The organism is Microcoleus sp. CAWBG640, from assembly GCF_020883015.1.
Taxonomy (GTDB): Bacteria; Cyanobacteriota; Cyanobacteriia; order Cyanobacteriales; family Microcoleaceae; genus Microcoleus; species Microcoleus anatoxicus.
Map to the genome: position 1 here is coordinate 1 of NZ_JAHRFC010000085.1, position 18,890 is coordinate 18,890.

Here is an 18,890-nt window from a genome sequence, read left to right on the forward strand (position 1 = left end):
ATGGCTAATCCTGAATTCACGCCGCTCTGAGTAGAAGGAGCCGACTCCCTACGTAGAAGCAGGAAGTAAGTTTTAAGTGTCCGAGATGTCATTCTTGTCCGCTTTATGTCAATCTTATGTAGCAGGTTTTGCCGACGCTGCCTTGGCCGACGAGGAGGACTTTGGCTTCGTTGAGGGGGAGGACTTCGCCGCTGCGGAGTTGGCGGAGGTAGTTGAAGATGGTGGCGGGCGTACCGGGATCTTCGCTCAGGTTTACCGGGCCTAGAACTTCTGGGGAAATGGGCAGGGGATTGCGGCGGAGATCGAGTTTTTCAAGTTTTGGCAGTGTTTCTAAGCATTCAGGAATCTTTTCAATTTTATTGTTCTCAAGATCGAGTTTAGTCAAATTCGATAGTTGCCCGATCGCCTCTGGGATGACGGTAATCTGATTGTTATAGAGGTGAAGCCCTGTCAAATTCGATAGTTGCCCGATCGCCTCTGGGATGACGGTAATCTGATTGTTATTGAGGTAAAGCTCTGTCAGATTCGATAGTTGCCCGATCGCCTCTGGGATGACGGTAATCTGATTGTCACTGAGGGAAAGCAGTGTCAGATTCGATAGTTGCCCGATCGCCTCTGGGATGACGGTAATCTGATTGTTACTGAGGTGAAGCACTGTCAGATTCGATAGTTGCCCGATCGCCTCTGGGATGACGGTAATCTGATTGTTCCAGAGGCCAAGCCATGTCAGATTCGATAATTGCCCGATCGCCTCTGGGATGACGGTAATCTGATTTTCACTGAGGTTAAGCTTTGTCAGATTCGATAATTGCCCGATCGCCTCTGGGATGACGGTAATCTGATTTTCACTGAGGTTAAGCTTTGTCAGATTCGACAGTTGCCCGATCGCCTCTGGGATGACGGTAATCTGATTGTTTCTGAGGTCAAGCTCTGTTAGATTCGATAATTGCCCGATCGCCTCTGGGATGGAGGTAATCTGATTTTGACGGAGGGAAAGTATTTTTAAGTTCGTTAATTGAAGAACAACATCAGGAAACTCAGTTAACTTATTCCCAACCCATTTTCGTTTCTCCTCATCGAACTTCCCCAACAGCAAAGTCTCAAGCTGCGTGCACTTGCCAATCTCCGGCGGCAATTCCTCCAACCCCAACCCCGCCAAATCCAATTCTGTCTGGCCCTCATCAGCCGCTTTGTCGATTAACTGCAACAACTCTTCTCGCGTCATATCTTTTGTCTCCCCGTAGTCTTCATTTGATTGTGACAGGATTTTTTGGTTGGTGGGGAGTTTTGGCCGTGCGCCGTAATCTAAGAAACCGGGTTTTTTTGAGTTTCTACGCTATCACCAACAATTCTCGTAAAAACCCGGTTTCTGGCCACCCACGCGCACAACCCGTAGAAACCGGGTTTTTTCCCATGTCTCTGGCTGTGACCAATAATTTTCGCAAAAACCCGGTTTCTGGCCACCCGCGCGTCGCCAACATTAATTAAAATTGCCAAATAACTGACGATTCCTAATCGCAGTCACTATATTGAACTTCAGTAGAAAAACCGTTGTTCTCCCGATCGCACTTAAGCCGATAATCCTGCCATTCTCCAAGATAAAATGCTCTGACCAAACATCCGATCGCGGATCGAACAATCGCGTAATTTCTCCCGTCTGCGGATCAATACTGGTTAAATCCGAACCCTTGTATCGATTGCATGGCAAACACGATAAAGCCAGATTCTCTAGCACTGTTTTTCCACCATGTTTTATCGCAACTACATGATCGACCTCGTGGGTATAAATCGAGAAATCCTGATGCAATCTGCAATACTCACATCTTCCCTCTGCCCGCTGAAATACCTCCCTGCGTAAAGCAGGTGAAATCTTTAAGGTCATTGTTAGAAAGCTAGAGGTAGAAGAGTAGAATATGCACGAATTTTCAGCATTTGCATCAGCCTATCTAACTCCTCATAACTGTCAAGTTCATCGGTTTCGCTTTCATTCAAGCCACCTTCTCGATTCCGTTCTAGCAATTCTCGCAATCGCTGTTGAGCTGTTTCTGAAACCTTGAAGTTCCAAATTTCCAAAGGTGTTGGTTGAGTCATCAAAAAATCCAGCACTTCTTCAACTGCGATCGATCTATCTGTGATATTTTGCTTGGACAGATTGGCAATTGATAGCCATTGCGTTAATAGTATTGGTAGTCGGTCTTGGAGTTGCTCTAGTTGTGGTAAAAGTGTATCAGGAACTTCGATCGTGAATTGAGCCATAAAAAACCTCTAGCACAATTTTAACCTTGATTTTAACCTATTTTCCTGAAACTATCATATCAAATTTCCCCAACAGCAAAGTCTCAAGCTGCGTGTACTTGCCAATCTCCGGCGGCAATTCCTCCAACCCCAACCCCGCCAAATCCAATTCTGTCTGGCCCTCATCAGCCGCTTTGTCGATTAACTGCAATAACTCTTCTCGCGTCATATCTTTTGTCTCCCCGTAGTCTTCATTTGATTGTGACAGGATTTTTTGGTTGGTGGGGAGTTTTGGCCGTGCGCCGTAATCTAAGAAACCGGGTTTTTTTGAGTTTCTACGCTATCACCAACAATTCTCGTAAAAACCCGGTTTCTGGCCACCCACGCGCACAACCCGTAGAAACCGGGTTTTTTCCCATGTCTTTGGCTGTCATCAACAATTCTCGCAAAAACCCGGTTTCTGGGCCGCGCATCCTATAATTAAAACAACGGTTAAAAGAGGAAAGCCAATGGTGACAAGCCTGAATGTGGATACGGAACTGCTACAAGAGGCGATCGAACTAGAACAAGAAATCCCGATCGAAACCCTAGTTGAAATCGCCTTGCGCGAATACATTCAACGCCGCAAACAACCGCACCATCTCGAACTTAGCTTTGGAGAATCTCTCAGTGCATTTCGGGAAAAATATCAACTGCATGAACTGGATTTAAATCCTGATGAAATTTGGGGAGATATTCGCGATCGAACTTTTACAGGGCGCGAGGTCATTTTTGAATGACGCTGCGTTATTTACTCGATACTAACATTATCTCCGAACCTGTTCGTCCTATTCCAAATGCCAATGTGATGGCTAAACTAATTGAGGCAAAATCGACTGTGGCGATCGCCTCGATCGTTTGGCAGGAAGTTCTGCTAGGATGTTATCGAATGCCAGACTCTAAGCGTCGCCGTGCGATCGAAGCCTATCTTCAGGAAGAAGTGAAAGTAAAATTACCAATTTTGCCCTACACCCAAGAAGCGGCTGAGTGGTTCGCTTTCTTAACGAGCAAGACTTATCCCGATCGGTCTTACACCATCTTATTCTGATGGGCAAATTGCAGCGATCGCTAAAGTCAACAATCTGATTCTAGTCACACGAAATGTTGCTGATTATGCAAACTTTCAAGACTTGCCGATAGAAAATAATATGGGAATAAAAAAGGCTACGCAAATACTCGATCGTTACGACCGCAAAAAGTTCACTCTTAATACAGCCTCACCTTTTCAATCATCGGTTTGATGAGAAAGAATTATGCGATCGATTTCTGCGCGGTGGCGATCGTAATAACGCCAAGCATTCTCTAAATCGAAACCCGACAAACCCGGATAATTGCGAAGTAATATCAAATCCGGTTGCACCGGAATGATATAGAGGACACACCGCGATCATTGGTAACAAGTTAAGCCTGTATGGCAGTTGTCAAGGGGGTTTGAGAAGATGTTTCAAAGAAATATCGATCGTCGCCTCGCTGTCGAGCGGGGAAAGGTGCAACAATTAACTTAACATTGGGCTTTCGTTGAGATTTAACAATACCTAAATCTTGGTTTTCGGGCGCAGCGAAATACTCGATCAAGTCAGTTGCCTTACCTTTTTGATGAGCCACATCGGCCTTGTGGTTTTTTTGGCGTGGTCACGGTTGGTTTTTTGACGTGCAAGCCATATTTACTGACCTACACAATCGCTCAATTATTTGTCAATTATATCCTTCGATAATACCAATGCCCGCAACCCGGGATCGATCGCCTGTCACTATTATCGATCGCCTGTCACTGTTATCGATCGCCTGTCACTGTTATCGATCGCCTGTCACTGTTATCGATCGCCTGTCACTGTTATCGATCGCCCGTCACTGTTATCGATCGCCTGTCACTGTTATCGATCGTCCGTCACTGTTATCGATCGCCTGTCACTGTTATCGATCGTCCGTCACGATTATCGATCGCCCGTCACGATTATCGATCGTCCGTCACTGTTATCGATCGTGGTGCAACGCCAATCGAGTCCACAACTTATTAATAATGATAATCGTGCTTGGGTGAGAGAGTCCACCGCAGGCGGACTCTCTCGCCCTTACCCCTATTTGATTATCATTATTATTCCCTAATATTTCTATCCCAAGAGGTATTGACAAAATCTACTCCCTTCTAACTTGTTACTAATGGCGACTGATGGCAAGTTTGTTCCAGTTGAGTCTGGACGAACGGTCACAGACCTTCCGGTGCGACAAACCTACTACTGGCCTAAAGAGGACGGCTCGCCAGCAACTGACGGACCGTCGATGTTGATGGCAAGTTATGACGATGGGACAAACATCGGCTTTTGGGACGGTCTCCGCCCACGGCGGGGTCAGGCATGGCAAGCGGGTCAAGAGATTGCGAAAGTCTGCAACCCGTTCCGGGGCGATCGCCAGGAACGAGACGACCAGGAATGGTACAACTACAGCGCTCCTCAGCCGATGGTTGAGGAGGTGGCACGCCAGCTTGCGACAATCCACGGTCTCAACCACACACCTGAGGTGAAGAACGCGGCATTCCGTGACTGGGGTGACGACCCATTTGGTGGCGGGTGGAACAGTTGGAATATTGGCGTGCAGAGTTGGGAGGTCAAGGAAAAGATTGTCCAACCTTTCGATGGGCTATCTCTCTACATCTGCGGCGAAGCCTATTCAGATGCCCAAGGTTGGGTCGAAGGCGCGTTACAGACCGCTGATATGGTGCTTAAGAGGTTTGGGATTTAAACCCATGCGATCTTAAAACCAACAGTATCTTCGCTATATTTCCCTTAGTCCGTCGCACTTCCCACTGAGGGGGGTAGACGGACTTTACTGGGGTCGTAGGCGATCTCATCGTCTTTCTACATCCTCCTAAACGCACCTATTTTTGTTTCATCACCACCAAAGTAATATCATCAAAAACCTTCTGAACGCCAATATACTGCCGCACATCATCGATCACAGCTTCCCGAATTTCTGCTGCCGAGAGATGACGATTTTCTACCACCACTTGCCACAACCTTTTTAACCCGTACAGCGATTTATTAATATCACGAGCTTCCGGAATTCCATCAGTATAAAGCACCACCACATCCTCAGGATTTAACTGCACTTCTATTTGGGTAATAAAGTCGCCAATCTCCTCTACTAAACCAATAGGAAATCCTAAATCCATTGTGTCTATGCACTCCAATGTTCCATCAGCGCGCACTACGATCGTTTCCTCATGTTGTCCGCTTAATTTCAAGACACCTCCGGCATAGTCTAAGATGGCTAGAGACATATTTTTCTGGGAATCCATCCGCTGGAGATTGTCATAAAGAGTTTGATTGATCACATCCAAAAACTTCACGGGATCGGTTTCGTTCATTTTCTGAAGCGTCCTGACAGCAGTTTGTGCCATAATCATTAACACGCCACTTTCTAAACCATGTCCGGTGACATCGCCAATGCTAATCTTGACTCGATCGTCCTGTTGCAATACATCGTAGTAATCGCCGCCAACTTCGTCGGCAGGTTCCATAAAGCCAGCTATTTCTAAGCCTTCAATTGCTTCTAGTTCTGACTGTTTTGGTAACACCATTTGTTGCAGTTGTTTGACAATATCGAGTTCTGCACTCATCCGCAGATTGTCTTGCTTTAGGAGTTCATTGAGACTGCTAATTTCTTGATTAGCTTCAGCGAGTTGAGCCGTGCGTTCTTTGACTTTATCTTCTAAGTTTTGATAGAGTCGAGCGTTTTCGATCGAAATAGCTGCTTGCGACGATAATATTTTTAAGACTTCCAATCTGTCGGTCGTAAATGCCCTCGTGGTCAGATTGTTTTCCAAGTAAAGAATACCCAAGAATTGACCTTGATTAATAATTGGAGTACACAATACTGATTTAGGTTCGGTACCGATGATGTAGGGATCTGCAGAAAACGTATTTTCAACACGGGCATCGTCGAGTACCAGAGTTTCAGATGTGCGGTAGACATAGTTGATTAAAGTTACAGGAATCTCTGGGCTTTGTTCAACTGGAATCGATTGCATTACTGTTGCTTTTTTTGTACCACTAACTCCCCTTGCTTCAATCACCAAGTTGCCTGCCTTGGATAAGATCAAAAAGGCTTTTTCTGCTCCAGCATTCTCTATGGTAACTTGCATCAAAGTGGAGAGTAACTTATCCAGTTCAACTTCCCCGGAGAGTGCTTGAGAGCCTTTAATCACTGTTGCAAAGTCTAGAATGGCTGAATTAGCTGAACCTGAACTGCTCGACGTGACGGTTTTTGTAAGCGTTTGAACAATTGTCTCCCCTGTTGTTGCACTGTTTTTTTGGTTCAGAATGGGGGCGAGTAACTGGGGATAGCGTTTTTCTAAATCTTCAACTTTTGCTTTTGCCCCCCAGCGAGCATAGGCGTAGTAGGCATTCGTTAGATAAGCTCGAGCAATTGTTTCTTTGCCCCATTCGAGGTAGAATTTGGCAGCGAGTTCGTGAGCGAGGGCTTCTTCGTTAATGTACTCGTTTTCTTGAGCTCCGGCTATGGCGCGATCGTAGTAGTCCATTGCCTCAACAAAATCACCCAGAACCCGATGTCTTTTTTCAGAAGATGTTATTTCCGGCAAATGAATTAAGTTTTCGATTTTTTCCCTAGCATAAAGTGCAGCGGTTTCTTCCAGTCCTTTTTGAATATCCAACTGGTTTGGCTCTTCTGGTAAGATTACCCCCAACAGATTCAGAACAACGAGTCCAATTTTTATTCCTTCCTTGATGTTGCCCTGTGCTATAGCAGCTTGAATCTTGACCTCATATACTTTTACTTTATCCAGCAGCGTTCGCGCTTGTTCCAGAACAAGATCGGCCAATTGCTCTATGGCGATAAAGTCCCCGCACAGGTACGCCGCCTCGGCTGCTTCTTCATGCAGAGCTAATGTTAGGTGATACTGCTCGAGCCAACTATCGGCTGCTAGGAGTTCCAAACCCACAGTTAAATATCTTTTGGCAGCCGTATAAGCCGTTGAAGTTTTAGCTTTACGCCCAGCCATTAAATTCAAACAAGCTAATTCATTGCGCTCAGTCTGATGGTTGATTAACTCGACCCCAATATTCAACTGATTGACAATATCAAAAATCTTTTCTTCCCGTTCCTCTGGTGGAATATTACTCAACAGCAGTTGCCCAATTTTCAGGTGAGTTGACTGTTTCTGAGATTCGGGAATCAGAAAATAAGCCGCTTGCTGCACTCGGTCATGCAAAAATCTGTAGGGAACAGATAACTCAGACCCTTGTGCAACTTCAACCGATTCAGAGTCCTGAAAGAACTTGTAACTTTCAGTAATCGGAATAATCAGGCTTTCTTGCAAGGCTCTCCATAGGTCTGCCGCTGTCTCAGCCTGGGATTTCTCATGTACAATAGCCAAAGTTGTTAAGTCAAATTGGTTGCCAATACAAGCAGCTAATTTCAACACATTCTGGGTATTCTCTGGCAGCTTTTGCAATTGAGTTGCCATAAATTAAACTACATCATCGCTGACAGCCAGTGCCATCACCTTGGCAATGTCGCACTGCCAATAGCCGCCACTAAATTCAAAATAAATTAGTCCCTCTTGATGCAAAGATTTAAGGAATTGAGTCGCAAAAAATGGGTTGCCTTTGGTTTTAGTAAACACCAGTTCTGTCAAAGGCATTGCTAAGTTTGGGGGACAACTCAGGGTATCGGCAATCAGGCGGTTTAAAGAATGCTGGTCTAGGGGCGCTAAAGTAATTTGGTTGACCGTGGCATATGCTTTCCGAATTTCATCCAACGTCAACATCAAAGGATGTGCTGGATTAACTTCGTTATCCCGATAGGCTCCTATTAACAACAAATAGCCTCTATCCGTTTCACTCATCAGCAATTGCATTAACTTCAGAGAAGCGGAGTCTGCCCACTGCAAGTCATCCAAAAAAATGACCAGGGGATGCTCTCTGGTTGCGAACACCCGGATCAACTTTTCAAAGAGCAGGTTGAAGCGATTTTGGGCGGCACTTCCTTCCAATTCTGGAACTTCTGGCTGTACCCCAATCAACAGTTCTAATTCTGGGATGACATCAATAATTACCCGACTATTTTCACCCAAAGCCGACAAGATTTTGGTTTTCCACTTCTGCACAGAGTCGGCACTTTCGCCCAGCAGTTGCCGCATCAAATTCTGGAGTGCCTGCACCCAAGCAGAGAAAGGAATATCGCGCTTGAATTGGTCGAATTTTCCTTTAATGAAGTAACCCCGTTGCCGAACAATGGGTTTGTGGACTTCATGCACCACCGCTGTCTTGCCAATCCCCGAAAAGCCAGCCACTAACATCATTTCAGTGGTGCCTATGCTGACTCGTTCAAATGCAGCTAACAGGGTAGCAACTTCCGTTTCTCTACCGTAAAGTCTTTCAGGAATAATAAAGCGCTCGGTGATGTCCCTGCTGCCTAGGGGAAACTGCGTAATGCTGTTTTTTTCTTGCCATTGTTGTAAACAGATTTCTAGGTCTACTCGCAGTCCAAAAGCACTTTGATAGCGTTCCTCAGCGGTTTTTGCCATCAATTTGATTACCATGTCGGAAACCACCCGGGGAATCGCTGGTACAAGCTCGTTCGGGGGAGCTGGTTTGCGGGCAATGTGACAGTGGACTAACTCCATCAAGTCAGTAGAGGAGAAGGGGAGTTGCCCAGTCAGTAGTTCGTAGAAAGTAACACCCAACGAATAAAAGTCGGTGCGGTAGTCAATACCCCGATTCATCCGTCCGGTTTGTTCCGGGGACATATAAGGTAGTGTTCCTTCGAGAACGTTAGGGTTAATGATTTCCTGGCTCTCTCTAGGTAACAGAGAGGAAATACTGAAATCAATCAGTTTTACCTGCTTAGTTTGGGGGTTAATTAGAATATTCTGGGGCTTGATATCTTTGTGAATAACTCGGTATGAATATAATCCTTCTAGGGCTTGGACAATCCCAATGGCGATGCAGAAAAACTCGTTTAGGGAATCATAACATCTCCCCATTCCCTCTCCATTCCCCCATTGCTTCATTTCTTCATAGAGGGAAATACAGCCATTGTCTTCCATAACAAGAGCCAAACCACGATCGTAGTTTTCCAGACTTAAAGGTTTGACCACTCCGGGTATATCAAGGTTTTTAGCAATAGTATATTGATTGCGAAACTGCACCAGTTCATTAAAGGTCGGATACTCAGATTTAAGTAGTTTGATGACCACAGGGTTTTGGTTTCTTTCACTCATAGCGCGATAAACCTGAGTCCTGCTACCAGAGTAGAGTAGAGCAGTGATAGAATAACCGGGGATTGTAATCATAGTTAAAAAAGGGTTATCAATAGGAGTTTTACCATAAATGGCTCAGATGACCCGAGGTTTGATACAAGATAGCTTGTTTGCGTTGCTGCTGAGCTGTATCCCAACTCTACTGCATTACTGCATTACTGCATTACTCTTAAAGATCGCTTACCAGAGAGAGTACGCTAATATTGCAAATCAAGAAAGAGCGATCGCCGATCGGGAAAGCAGACACTACCAGACTTATAATTCTCTCAGACCTTCGACCAAAAGGGCCAAACCAACTATGCAGCGCTGCAATGGGTTTTGGCAGTCGTCCTCAATTCTGTGGGAACAGAGTTGGCACTACTAGGACATTGGTAACAAGTGCTGCTACCATCAACGGTAGGTTAAGAATTCTCCCTCGTAAACCCAATTGACGGTAGTAATTTTCTTGTGAGGTGATGGCTGGTGTTAGTAATGCCGATAGTTGCGAGGCAATCGCCTCATCTTCCACCATCGGCCTTGTGGTTTTTTTGGCGTGGTCACGGTTGGTTTTTTGACGTGCAAGCCATATTTACTGACCTACACAATCGCTCAATTATTTGTCAATTATATCCTTCGATAATACCAATGCCCGCAACCCGGGATCGATCGCCTGTCACTATTATCGATCGCCTGTCACTGTTATCGATCGCCTGTCACTGTTATCGATCGCCTGTCACTGTTATCGATCGCCTGTCACTGTTATCGATCGCCCGTCACTGTTATCGATCGCCTGTCACTGTTATCGATCGTCCGTCACTGTTATCGATCGCCTGTCACTGTTATCGATCGTCCGTCACGATTATCGATCGCCCGTCACGATTATCGATCGTCCGTCACTGTTATCGATCGTGGTGCAACGCCAATCGAGTCCACAACTTATTAATAATGATAATCGTGCTTGGGTGAGAGAGTCCACCGCAGGCGGACTCTCTCGCCCTTACCCCTATTTGATTATCATTATTATTCCCTAATATTTCTATCCCAAGAGGTATTGACAAAATCTACTCCCTTCTAACTTGTTACTAATGGGCGTACTCTGAATCACCCTAGCCGAGAGTTTTTCTTGGAACAGCAAACTCTCTTCAGGTGTCAGCGATTCAATGACTTGAATTAAGGAGTCAACCAACTGAATGTTCATAGCTGGTAATTTACGGAATGTAGAATAGTGCGATCGATGAAACTATCATATCCAATTTCCCCAACACCAACGTCTCAAGCTCTGTGCACTTGCCAATCTCCGGCGGCAATTCCTCCAACCCCAACCCCGCTAAATCCTATTGAGTTCGTAAACAACCCGGTTTTTGACTATCTTTGCGTCCGGGACTAATAAAAAAAGGAACAAAGTGTTTTTCCCTTGTTCCTTTTTTTGTGATTTCTCAAACTGTCAATCTACAGCTTGACTTCGATATCTACGCCTGCTGGCAAATCCAGTTTCATCAAAGCGTCAATTGTTTTAGCTGAAGGCTGGTGAATGTCGATGATGCGGCGGTGCGTGCGAGTTTCAAAGTGTTCGCGAGAATCTTTGTCTACGTGGGGCGATCGCAGCAAGCAATAAATCCGCCGTTTTGTAGGTAGGGGAATCGGACCGATCGCAGTGGCTGCTGTCCGATTTGCTGTATCTACAATCTTTTCGCAGGATGCGTCTAGAATGCGTCGGTCAAAAGCTTTGAGGCGGATGCGAATTTTTTGTTGTGGGATAGCTGCCATTTTGGTTTCTTTAATTTTCTAGGTTCTGTTTATTATTAGTCATTAGTCATTAGTCATTAGTTATTAGTTATTAGTCATTAGTTATTAGTTATTAGTCATTAGTTATTAGTCGTTAGTTATTAGTCAGTAGTCATTAGTCATTAGCTAACTACTAATATAAACTAAGGACAACTGACCACTAACTACTAACTACTGACTACTGACTACTGACTACTGACTAATGACTACTGACTATGAGCGTATTCCTACTTGAGGATTTTGGAAACAACGCCTGCGCCGACGGTGCGTCCGCCTTCACGGATTGCAAAACGCATTCCTTGTTCGATCGCGATCGGGTGAATCAGCTCCACGGTCATCTTGATCCGGTCTCCAGGCATCACCATTTCTGCTTCGGAGCCGTCATCAGCGGTGAACTGCATGATCGTACCAGTTACATCAGTTGTACGAACGTAGAACTGAGGGCGGTAGCCAGAGAAAAAGGGCGTGTGACGACCACCTTCTTCCTTCTTCAGGATGTAGACTTCAGATTCAAACTGAGTGTGAGGCAAGATGCTCTTTGGCTTGGCAATCACCATGCCGCGTTCAATATCTGCCTTCAAAATCCCCCGCAACAGTAAGCCCACGTTGTCCCCAGCCAAGCCTTCATCCAAAGACTTGGTGAACATTTCTACACCAGTCACGGTAGTGCTGCGAGTGTCCTTGAGACCTACGAGTTCGACGTTTTCGCCTACTTTGATCTTACCACGTTCAATCCGGCCAGTAGCGACAGTACCCCGACCTGTAATGGAGAATACGTCTTCTACTGCCATCAAGAATGGCTTATCAATTTCACGTTCGGGGGTGGGGATGTAACTATCCACTGCTTCCATCAGTGCATAAATCTTGTCAATCCAGGGATCGTCGCCCTTGACAGACTTGGGATTTGCAATCATGGCTTCGAGAGCTTTCAGTCCCGAACCGGTGACGATGGGGATATCATCGCCAGGAAAATCGTAGGAGCTTAGAAGTTCGCGAACTTCCAGTTCCACCAATTCCAAAAGTTCTGCGTCATCTACCATGTCTTCTTTGTTCAAGAACACTACCAAGCTAGGAACGCCAACTTGCTTAGCTAACAGGATGTGTTCGCGAGTTTGAGGCATGGGGCCGTCTGCTGCAGACACTACCAGGATGCCGCCGTCCATTTGAGCAGCACCGGTGATCATGTTTTTCACATAGTCAGCGTGTCCGGGGCAATCAACGTGGGCATAGTGCCTATCTGTGGTTTCGTATTCTACGTGAGCAGTATTAATCGTAATACCGCGTGCTTTTTCTTCAGGCGCGGCATCGATTTCGTCGTATTTCTTACCCTTGGCCTGACCCAGGGCCGAAAGGGTCATGGTAATCGCGGCGGTTAAGGTTGTTTTGCCGTGGTCAACGTGACCGATCGTGCCAATGTTTACGTGGGGTTTAGTCCGTTCAAATTTTGCGCGTGCCATTCTCGATTTGTTCCTTGTTTTTTTAGCGATTTTAGACTTGAGATTTGAGATTGGAGATTTTGGATTCAATCCAAAATCCAAAACCTCAAATCTCCAATCATTAGTTCCCTTTGTTCTTAGCGATAATGGCTTCAGCCACATTTCGCGGCACTTCTTCGTAATGGCTGAATTCCATTGTGAAGATGCCTCGACCTTGGGTTTTCGAGCGGATGTCAGTGGCGTAACCAAACATTTCTGCTAGTGGAACTTTTACAGAAACTTTAGCAATTCCCTGATCCGTCTCTTGACCTTCGATCTGACCCCGACGGGAGTTGAGGTCGCCGATGACATTCCCGATGTAATCTTCGGGAACTTCGACCTCTACCTTCATCATAGGCTCTAGCAGCACAGGCGTTGCATTCATCACGGCTTCTTTGATCGCCATTGAACCGGCGATCTTAAATGCCATTTCTGAGGAGTCTACATCGTGGAAAGACCCGTCTACCATAGTAGCTTTGAGGTCAATCATCGGATATCCTGCTAGAATACCTGATTCGCAGGCTTCTTTCATCCCTTGTCCTGCCGGGCCGATGTACTCTTTGGGTACTGTGCCGCCGACAATTTTGGAGACAAATTCAAAGCCGGTTCCCTCTTCTCCGGGTTCTAGTTCGATCACGACGTGACCGTACTGACCTTTACCGCCGCTTTGGCGGATAAATTTACCTTCGGCACGGACTGCTTTGCGAATGGTTTCGCGGTAGGCTACTTGCGGTTTACCGACGTTGGCTTCTACTTTGAATTCGCGGAGCATCCTGTCTACCAGAATTTCCAAGTGCAGTTCGCCCATGCCGGCGATGACTGTCTGGTTGGTTTCTGGGTCAACGTTGACTCTAAAGGTGGGGTCTTCTTCCGAGAGGGACTGGAGGGCTTTGGAGAGCTTCTCCATGTCTTGTTTGGTTTTGGGTTCCACCGCCACCGAGATTACTGGCTCTGGAATAAACAGGGATTCCAGGATTACTGGTGCTGTTTCGTCGCAGAGGGTGTCACCGGTGAAGGTGTCTTTCAAGCCCAAGGCTGCTCCTAAGTCTCCGGCGCGCAGTTCTTCTACTTCAATCCGATCGTCCGATTTGAGTACAATTAGGCGAGAAACCCGCTCTTTTTTGTCTTTGGTGGAGTTGAGGACGTAAGTACCTTTTTTGAGGATACCGGAGTATACCCGCACAAAGGTGAGGCGGCCGTAGGGGTCTGACATGATTTTGAATGCCAGGGCTGACAGGGGCGCGTTATCGTCGGCGTGTCGCTCTGCGATGTCGCCGTTGGCTAGGTGTCCTTGAATTGGGGGAACTTCCAAGGGCGACGGCAGATACTCGATCACTGCATCCAACAACAACTGAACGCCTTTGTTTTTGAAAGCAGAACCGCACAGCATGGGAACGATGCTGCCAACGATCGTCCCGTGGCGCAGGGCCGACTGGATTTCGTCTTGGGTTAGTTCTACGCCTTCGAGGTACTTCTCGGTGAGGGCGTCGCTGGTTTCTGCTACTGATTCGATCAGTTTGGTGCGGTATTCAGAGGCTAGATCTTTGACTTCTTCGGGGATTTCTACTTCTTCGATATCCGTGCCGGTGTCGTTGTTGTAGATGTAGGCTTTCATGTGCACTAGGTCTACTATTCCCCGGAAGTTTTCTTCGCTGCCGATCGGGATTTGGATTGGTACGGCGTTCGCTCTCATGCGATCGCGAATTTGACCGTAGACTTTATAAAAGTTAGCGCCCATCCGATCCATTTTGTTGACGAACACAATCCGTGGCACTTTGTACCTATCGGCTTGTCGCCAAACTGTTTCCGATTGTGGCTGAACTCCACCTACCGAGCAGAAAACTGCGATCACCCCATCTAGCACCCGCATGGAGCGTTCGACTTCGATCGTGAAGTCTACGTGTCCGGGAGTGTCGATGATGTTGATTTTGTGATCTTTCCAAGTGGTGGTGATAGCGGCGGCAGTAATCGTAATTCCCCGCTCCCGCTCTTGATCCATCGAGTCCATAACTGCTGTTCCATCGTGCACTTCACCCATTTTGTGAACCATGCCTGAATAGAACAGAATTCTTTCTGTTGTTGTTGTTTTGCCCGCATCAATGTGGGCTGCGATGCCGATGTTGCGGGTTTTTTCTAGCGGGACGGTACGTGCCACAGCTACCTCCTTGAGTATTCTGGTATACAAATACTAGACAAATCTAGACATTTGCTTCTTACTTCATCGGGAGCATGGGAGCGGCTATCCCTCAGTAAGCTTTCACGGTTTAGCCAACCGCGATCGATTTATCGCTCTGCTGTTATAATACAATTATACTACACAGAAACCCTATTTTGCAGTCGCTAGTGACTGACAACATAAGTTAATGGAGCTTATTGTTACATTTTAATATTTTTTGCAAGATTTGTTTACAAAAATATTAAGTATGTGACATGGAGGATTAAGAGAGTTTTGAATTGGGATTTTTCCAGTGTTGAGTTTGCTTCGTGCCTCGCAGCCTAGGCCTTGGTGAAGCAACCTCAATACTAAAAATTTACACTTTCCAATCTCTCACCCAATGCTCTCATACCACAAAATCGTCCAATTCGACTTACCAGATTTGGCGATTAGTAGCGGTAGTGGGCGAAGGCCTTGTTGGCTTCTGCCATACGGTGGGTTTCTTCGCGTTTGCGAATGGCGCTACCTGTTTCGTTGGCTGCATCCATCAGTTCGTTGGCGAGCTTGGCGGCCATGGAGCGGCCGGTTCTGGCTCTGGCAAATCTGATCAGCCAGCGGAGGGCGAGGGTTGTGCCGCGATCTTGACGGACTTCCATCGGCACTTGGTAGGTGGCGCCACCTACACGACGTGCTTTGACTTCCACTAGGGGTGTCGCGTTTTTGACTGCTTTTTCAAACAAGTCTAACGGTTCGGCTCCTGTGCGTTCTTGGATGGTTTTGAGGGCGTCGTAGACGATGCTGGAGGCAACGGATTTTTTACCGTGCTGCATGATCCGCCTCACCATCATGCTTACCAACCGGCTGTTGTAGGTTGGATCGGGGGGGACTGGGCGTTTTTGAATAACTGTGCGGCGAGACATAGTTCTATTTGGGATTTTTGATTTTGAATGATGGAGTTTGGGGTTTTTGTGAGCTATCGATCGACTATTAATTAGCTATCAACGGGCGATCGAGGGTTTATTTTGGCTCTCTAACCCCTCAAAGATGCAAGTTACGTTTTATTTCTTCGCTGCTTTAGGACGTTTTGCCCCGTATTTGGAACGACCTTGTTTGCGGTCTTTCACCCCTGCCGTGTCTAATGTACCGCGAATGATGTGGTATCTAACTCCAGGCAAATCTTTTACCCTACCGCCGCGGATCATGACTACGGAGTGTTCTTGCAAGTTGTGACCGATACCGGGGATGTAGGCTGTGACTTCAAAACCAGAGGTAAGCCGCACCCGCGCCACCTTTCGCAGCGCCGAGTTAGGTTTTTTCGGGGTGGTTGTGTACACTCTGGTGCAAACTCCGCGGCGCTGGGGGCAACTTTTGAGAGCTGGCGATTTGGTTTTTTTCTGCGTTTCTTCTCGTGCTGAACGAATGAGTTGCTGAATAGTGGGCATGAGTTACGGCATTTCTAGCTTTTTGCTGAATAGAGTGATTTTGTGGCATCCGCACTGAAAGTCCCTTCCCCTATGCGGAGATGGGATTTTGGGGAAAATTATGGATGAATGAGGATACCAGACTCTGTATTGTACACGACTCAACTCTTTTTGGCAAGATTTTTTCGATCGCCCGCTCCGGCTGGAAGTTATTTCCGGGAGTTTTTAGCCAGCTTAAGCAGTGCAGTGGCCAAGGCAATCTCAGTCGCGGAGGCAGAAACCGGGTTTAGTCAAAAATAGCCTTGAGGTCTTGAATCCTTTGGTAGATGGGTCTCAACTTGACTCAGGCGATCGCATCACAGCTACGGGTCGATCCATATCACATAAGATTATAGAAAATACCCCAATAATAAACAATATAAATTCAACTAGACCCGCCATGAGAACCAAAACTTTTATTCCCGAATATACAATTTCCGAACTCTACTTAAACATTTGGAAATCTGGAACCATTGAAAAAAATCAGTTACAAGAGATTCAATCCGCAATTAATTCTCAAACTTCCCGAAGCTCAGACGACCAAAAAATCATCAGCAGACTACTTTACGCCGTACGCCGGGGATGGCTGTCCGTGATGGACTAACTTTCTAGGGCATTGGTGATTTTTAAGTTAAGCTTCGATTAATTAATTCGCGAGGGATTCAACCTAAACTCACAAAAATTTAAAATCCATACTAGAGGAAGGCGATACTAGGGTAAAAGGACGGGTATGTTTAATTCTACTGAACTACTAATAGAGGCTTTCATTCAACACCTTGAGAATGGCTATAGCCGTACTTACGGAGGGTATAAATCCGATTATGCAGATATAATTTCTTGGGTGGGAGCAATGGCATTAGAAAACATTGCCAACAGCGACGCTCTTTATCATAATGTCGAACACGCAATTTGTGTCACCCTAGTCGGTCAAGAAATCTTGCGGGGAAAACACATTCGCAAAGGAGGAGTATCCTGCGAAGATTGGCTTCACTTCATCATTTCGTTGCTTTGTCAAGATATCGGATATGTCAAAGGAGTTTGCCGACTTGACCAACAAGTAGAAGGATTGTACGCTACAGGAAAAAATGGCATAAAAATTGCACTTCCTCCCGGTGCAACCGCAGCCAGCCTAGCACCTTACCGAGTTGATAGAGCTAAACTCTTCATTGACGAACGCTTCGGAAATCACAAGCTAATTAATGCTGAAGCCATCAAACAAAACATCGAGGAAACTCGTTTTTCTGTGCTTGACAGCAACGCTAATCAAAACGTAGTTAATTATTCGAGTTTAGTTCGCGGTGCGGACTTAATCGGTCAACTAAGCAACCCACAATATTTACAAAAAATGGGCGCGCTGTTTTACGAATTGGAAGAAAGCGGTGATACTAAGATTTTGGGCTACCGACATCCGGGGGACTTGCTCCAAAGTTACTCGAAGTTTTACTGGAGCGGTATTTATCCGCACATCAGCGAATCTCTCGGTTACTTACAGTTAACCCAGGAAGGTAAACAGATTGTGGCTAGTTTGTACGCGAATGTATTTCGGATGGAACATCAACGCTGCGATACTGAGGTTGCTTGATGGGTCGATTAGAAATTAAAAGCCTGAGAACACTTGCTCTCAGGCTTTTTTAGCTAGATTTGTCATTGGTTGTGGCTTGTGGCGCACTAACTCAAGCAGATGATTTGCTTTCCTCGGCTACTTGCTCGTTGCTGGGTAATTCCAGACAATAGCCCGCTCCGTATACGGTTTTGATGTACCGAGGATGGCGGGGATCTGGTTCCATCTTGGTTCTCAGGTGTCTGATATGTACGCGAATGGTTTCGATGTCGTCGTCGGGGTCATAACCCCAGACTTCTTTAAGAATTTCGCTGGGAGAGACTGTCTGACCGTGGCGCTGAAGCAAGCAGTGTAGTAACTCGAACTCTAGGTGGGTCAATTTGACAATCTGAGTATACCAAACAGCTTCAAACCTTTCTGGTACAAGGGTCAGTGGTCCGTAATTCAGGATTTCGGAGTGTTTGGCTGCTTGGGGAATGCGGTCTGTGCGCCTCAGTAGGGCTCGCACTCGCGCTAGCATTTCTTCTAGTTCAAAGGGCTTGGTGAGGTAGTCGTCGGCACCGGAGTTGAAGCCTTCTACTTTGTCTTGAGTTTGACTTAAGGCGGTCAACATCAAGACGGGAATGTCGGCGGTGCGATCGTCTCGCCGCAAACGCTGACACACTGTGAATCCGTCTACTCTAGGCAACATCAGGTCTAGGACGATCAAGTCTGGCAGCAGTTGTATGGCTAGGGCCTGACCTTTGATGCCGTCTTCTGCGTGGGTTACTTCGTACCCAGCCATTTCTAGGTTAATGGCTACGAGTTCCGCGATCGCCGCGTCATCGTCAATAACAAGTATCCGAGGCATCATTATTTATCTCACCGCTAACCAGACGGGGCAGCCTACAGCCTTCTGGGGGTTCCAGGTAACTTTAAC

The 18,890-nt window shown here is 46.3% G+C and carries 23 protein-coding genes and 2 pseudogenes; 9 read left to right on the forward strand and 16 right to left on the reverse strand.

The genetic code is table 11. The features are described 5' to 3' along the window. Positions 1–103 precede the first annotated feature (103 nt). The 4 genes from AAFP11_RS25385 to AAFP11_RS25400 all read right to left on the reverse strand — a co-directional run bounded on the left by AAFP11_RS25385 (position 104) and on the right by AAFP11_RS25400 (position 2,464). Positions 104–1,225: a leucine-rich repeat domain-containing protein gene (locus AAFP11_RS25385; RefSeq protein ID WP_341739522.1), complete on the reverse strand. Its 1,122-nt coding sequence runs from the start codon at positions 1,223–1,225 to the stop codon at positions 104–106. 255 nt (positions 1,226–1,480) lie between these two features. After that, a complete protein-coding gene (locus AAFP11_RS25390) occupies positions 1,481–1,882 on the reverse strand; it encodes an HNH endonuclease signature motif containing protein (RefSeq protein WP_341739523.1) in 402 nt (133 codons plus the stop codon). A gap of 2 nt (positions 1,883–1,884) precedes the next feature. Continuing rightward, positions 1,885–2,256, reverse strand: a complete 372-nt coding sequence (locus AAFP11_RS25395; protein WP_341739524.1) for a hypothetical protein — start codon at positions 2,254–2,256, stop codon at positions 1,885–1,887. 37 nt (positions 2,257–2,293) lie between these two features. Next, complete coding sequence (locus AAFP11_RS25400; protein WP_341739525.1) at positions 2,294–2,464, reverse strand: hypothetical protein; 171 nt, start codon at positions 2,462–2,464, stop codon at positions 2,294–2,296. 280 nt (positions 2,465–2,744) lie between these two features. On the opposite strand from AAFP11_RS25400, the gene AAFP11_RS25405 reads away from it, so the two are divergent. Together AAFP11_RS25405 and AAFP11_RS25410 are read left to right on the forward strand one after the other, a co-directional pair. Beyond that, positions 2,745–3,014: a type II toxin-antitoxin system VapB family antitoxin gene (locus AAFP11_RS25405; protein ID WP_341739526.1), complete on the forward strand. Its 270-nt coding sequence runs from the start codon at positions 2,745–2,747 to the stop codon at positions 3,012–3,014. Continuing rightward, on the forward strand, positions 3,011–3,322 hold the full coding sequence (locus tag AAFP11_RS25410) for a PIN domain-containing protein (protein ID WP_341739527.1): 312 nt from the start codon (positions 3,011–3,013) through the stop codon (positions 3,320–3,322). Before AAFP11_RS25405 ends, AAFP11_RS25410 begins: the two co-directional genes overlap by 4 nt. Before the next feature lie 177 nt (positions 3,323–3,499). Here AAFP11_RS25410 and AAFP11_RS25415 read toward each other — a convergent pair whose 3' ends face one another. Beyond that, complete coding sequence (locus AAFP11_RS25415; RefSeq protein ID WP_341739528.1) at positions 3,500–3,622, reverse strand: hypothetical protein; 123 nt, start codon at positions 3,620–3,622, stop codon at positions 3,500–3,502. Between the two features lie 53 nt (positions 3,623–3,675). Continuing rightward, a pseudogene (locus tag AAFP11_RS25420) lies at positions 3,676–3,879 on the reverse strand (IS4 family transposase); the annotation flags it as partial. Between the two features lie 87 nt (positions 3,880–3,966). On the opposite strand from AAFP11_RS25420, the gene AAFP11_RS25425 reads away from it, so the two are divergent. Next, positions 3,967–4,380, forward strand: a complete 414-nt coding sequence (locus AAFP11_RS25425; protein WP_341739529.1) for a hypothetical protein — start codon at positions 3,967–3,969, stop codon at positions 4,378–4,380. 114 nt (positions 4,381–4,494) lie between these two features. Continuing rightward, positions 4,495–5,013: a hypothetical protein gene (locus tag AAFP11_RS25430; RefSeq protein ID WP_341739530.1), complete on the forward strand. Its 519-nt coding sequence runs from the start codon at positions 4,495–4,497 to the stop codon at positions 5,011–5,013. Between the two features lie 136 nt (positions 5,014–5,149). Here AAFP11_RS25430 and AAFP11_RS25435 read toward each other — a convergent pair whose 3' ends face one another. After that, positions 5,150–7,759, reverse strand: coding sequence for a SpoIIE family protein phosphatase (locus AAFP11_RS25435; protein ID WP_341739531.1), 2,610 nt, complete (start codon positions 7,757–7,759; stop codon positions 5,150–5,152). A gap of 3 nt (positions 7,760–7,762) precedes the next feature. Continuing rightward, on the reverse strand, positions 7,763–9,589 hold the full coding sequence (locus AAFP11_RS25440) for a serine/threonine-protein kinase PknK (RefSeq protein ID WP_341739532.1): 1,827 nt from the start codon (positions 9,587–9,589) through the stop codon (positions 7,763–7,765). Positions 9,590–9,626: 37 nt separating this feature from the next. Between AAFP11_RS25440 and AAFP11_RS25445 the strand changes: the two genes are divergently transcribed. Beyond that, complete coding sequence (locus AAFP11_RS25445) at positions 9,627–9,920, forward strand: hypothetical protein (protein WP_341739533.1); 294 nt, start codon at positions 9,627–9,629, stop codon at positions 9,918–9,920. 6 nt (positions 9,921–9,926) lie between these two features. On the opposite strand, the pseudogene AAFP11_RS25450 reads toward AAFP11_RS25445, so the two are convergent. Beyond that, positions 9,927–10,067 (reverse strand): annotated as a pseudogene (locus AAFP11_RS25450) (IS4 family transposase); the annotation flags it as partial. Between the two features lie 85 nt (positions 10,068–10,152). Between AAFP11_RS25450 and AAFP11_RS25455 the strand changes: the two are divergent. Next, on the forward strand, positions 10,153–10,566 hold the full coding sequence (locus tag AAFP11_RS25455; protein WP_341739529.1) for a hypothetical protein: 414 nt from the start codon (positions 10,153–10,155) through the stop codon (positions 10,564–10,566). Positions 10,567–10,571: 5 nt separating this feature from the next. On the opposite strand, the gene AAFP11_RS25460 is transcribed toward AAFP11_RS25455, so the two are convergent. The 6 genes from AAFP11_RS25460 to rpsL all read right to left on the reverse strand — a co-directional run bounded on the left by AAFP11_RS25460 (position 10,572) and on the right by rpsL (position 16,392). Continuing rightward, complete coding sequence (locus tag AAFP11_RS25460; protein WP_341739534.1) at positions 10,572–10,733, reverse strand: hypothetical protein; 162 nt, start codon at positions 10,731–10,733, stop codon at positions 10,572–10,574. Between the two features lie 251 nt (positions 10,734–10,984). After that, positions 10,985–11,293, reverse strand: coding sequence for a 30S ribosomal protein S10 (gene rpsJ, locus AAFP11_RS25465; RefSeq protein ID WP_265238410.1), 309 nt, complete (start codon positions 11,291–11,293; stop codon positions 10,985–10,987). A 254-nt stretch (positions 11,294–11,547) separates the two neighbouring features. Then, entirely contained in the window at positions 11,548–12,777 is a 1,230-nt protein-coding gene (gene tuf, locus AAFP11_RS25470; protein ID WP_341739538.1) for an elongation factor Tu, read from the reverse strand. 100 nt (positions 12,778–12,877) lie between these two features. Further along, positions 12,878–14,950: an elongation factor G gene (gene fusA / locus AAFP11_RS25475; RefSeq protein ID WP_341739535.1), complete on the reverse strand. Its 2,073-nt coding sequence runs from the start codon at positions 14,948–14,950 to the stop codon at positions 12,878–12,880. Positions 14,951–15,399: 449 nt separating this feature from the next. Continuing rightward, the gene (rpsG, locus tag AAFP11_RS25480; RefSeq protein ID WP_096831141.1) at positions 15,400–15,870 is read right to left on the reverse strand and encodes a 30S ribosomal protein S7; all 471 of its coding nucleotides are present in this window, start codon (positions 15,868–15,870) and stop codon (positions 15,400–15,402) included. A 138-nt stretch (positions 15,871–16,008) separates the two neighbouring features. After that, positions 16,009–16,392, reverse strand: coding sequence for a 30S ribosomal protein S12 (rpsL, locus tag AAFP11_RS25485; RefSeq protein WP_340517302.1), 384 nt, complete (start codon positions 16,390–16,392; stop codon positions 16,009–16,011). A 104-nt stretch (positions 16,393–16,496) separates the two neighbouring features. On the opposite strand from rpsL, the gene AAFP11_RS25490 reads away from it, so the two are divergent. The 3 genes from AAFP11_RS25490 (at position 16,497) to AAFP11_RS25500 (ending at position 17,992) form a co-directional block, all read left to right on the forward strand. Beyond that, a complete protein-coding gene (locus AAFP11_RS25490) occupies positions 16,497–16,661 on the forward strand; it encodes a hypothetical protein (protein WP_341739536.1) in 165 nt (54 codons plus the stop codon). 149 nt (positions 16,662–16,810) lie between these two features. After that, entirely contained in the window at positions 16,811–17,014 is a 204-nt protein-coding gene (locus AAFP11_RS25495; protein ID WP_340517306.1) for a hypothetical protein, read from the forward strand. Positions 17,015–17,140: 126 nt separating this feature from the next. Then, positions 17,141–17,992, forward strand: coding sequence for an Npun_R2479 family HD domain-containing metalloprotein (locus AAFP11_RS25500; RefSeq protein ID WP_341739537.1), 852 nt, complete (start codon positions 17,141–17,143; stop codon positions 17,990–17,992). Between the two features lie 91 nt (positions 17,993–18,083). Here the strand turns inward: AAFP11_RS25500 and AAFP11_RS25505 are convergent, their stop codons facing one another. After that, positions 18,084–18,821, reverse strand: a complete 738-nt coding sequence (locus AAFP11_RS25505) for a response regulator transcription factor (protein ID WP_340517458.1) — start codon at positions 18,819–18,821, stop codon at positions 18,084–18,086. Positions 18,822–18,890 lie beyond the last annotated feature (69 nt).

Coding starts and splice junctions, on each gene's coding strand:
- AAFP11_RS25385 (WP_341739522.1), bottom strand. CDS start 1,225: ATGACGCGAGAAGAGTTGTTGCAGTTAATCGACAAAGCGGCTGATGAG.
- AAFP11_RS25390 (WP_341739523.1), bottom strand. CDS start 1,882: ATGACCTTAAAGATTTCACCTGCTTTACGCAGGGAGGTATTTCAGCGG.
- AAFP11_RS25395 (WP_341739524.1), bottom strand. CDS start 2,256: ATGGCTCAATTCACGATCGAAGTTCCTGATACACTTTTACCACAACTA.
- AAFP11_RS25400 (WP_341739525.1), bottom strand. CDS start 2,464: ATGACGCGAGAAGAGTTATTGCAGTTAATCGACAAAGCGGCTGATGAG.
- AAFP11_RS25405 (WP_341739526.1), top strand. CDS start 2,745: ATGGTGACAAGCCTGAATGTGGATACGGAACTGCTACAAGAGGCGATC.
- AAFP11_RS25410 (WP_341739527.1), top strand. CDS start 3,011: ATGACGCTGCGTTATTTACTCGATACTAACATTATCTCCGAACCTGTT.
- AAFP11_RS25435 (WP_341739531.1), bottom strand. CDS start 7,759: ATGGCAACTCAATTGCAAAAGCTGCCAGAGAATACCCAGAATGTGTTG.
- AAFP11_RS25440 (WP_341739532.1), bottom strand. CDS start 9,589: ATGATTACAATCCCCGGTTATTCTATCACTGCTCTACTCTACTCTGGT.
- AAFP11_RS25445 (WP_341739533.1), top strand. CDS start 9,627: ATGGCTCAGATGACCCGAGGTTTGATACAAGATAGCTTGTTTGCGTTG.
- AAFP11_RS25460 (WP_341739534.1), bottom strand. CDS start 10,733: ATGAACATTCAGTTGGTTGACTCCTTAATTCAAGTCATTGAATCGCTG.
- tuf (WP_341739538.1), bottom strand. CDS start 12,777: ATGGCACGCGCAAAATTTGAACGGACTAAACCCCACGTAAACATTGGC.
- rpsG (WP_096831141.1), bottom strand. CDS start 15,870: ATGTCTCGCCGCACAGTTATTCAAAAACGCCCAGTCCCCCCCGATCCA.
- rpsL (WP_340517302.1), bottom strand. CDS start 16,392: ATGCCCACTATTCAGCAACTCATTCGTTCAGCACGAGAAGAAACGCAG.
- AAFP11_RS25490 (WP_341739536.1), top strand. CDS start 16,497: ATGAATGAGGATACCAGACTCTGTATTGTACACGACTCAACTCTTTTT.
- AAFP11_RS25495 (WP_340517306.1), top strand. CDS start 16,811: ATGAGAACCAAAACTTTTATTCCCGAATATACAATTTCCGAACTCTAC.
- AAFP11_RS25500 (WP_341739537.1), top strand. CDS start 17,141: ATGTTTAATTCTACTGAACTACTAATAGAGGCTTTCATTCAACACCTT.
- AAFP11_RS25505 (WP_340517458.1), bottom strand. CDS start 18,821: ATGCCTCGGATACTTGTTATTGACGATGACGCGGCGATCGCGGAACTC.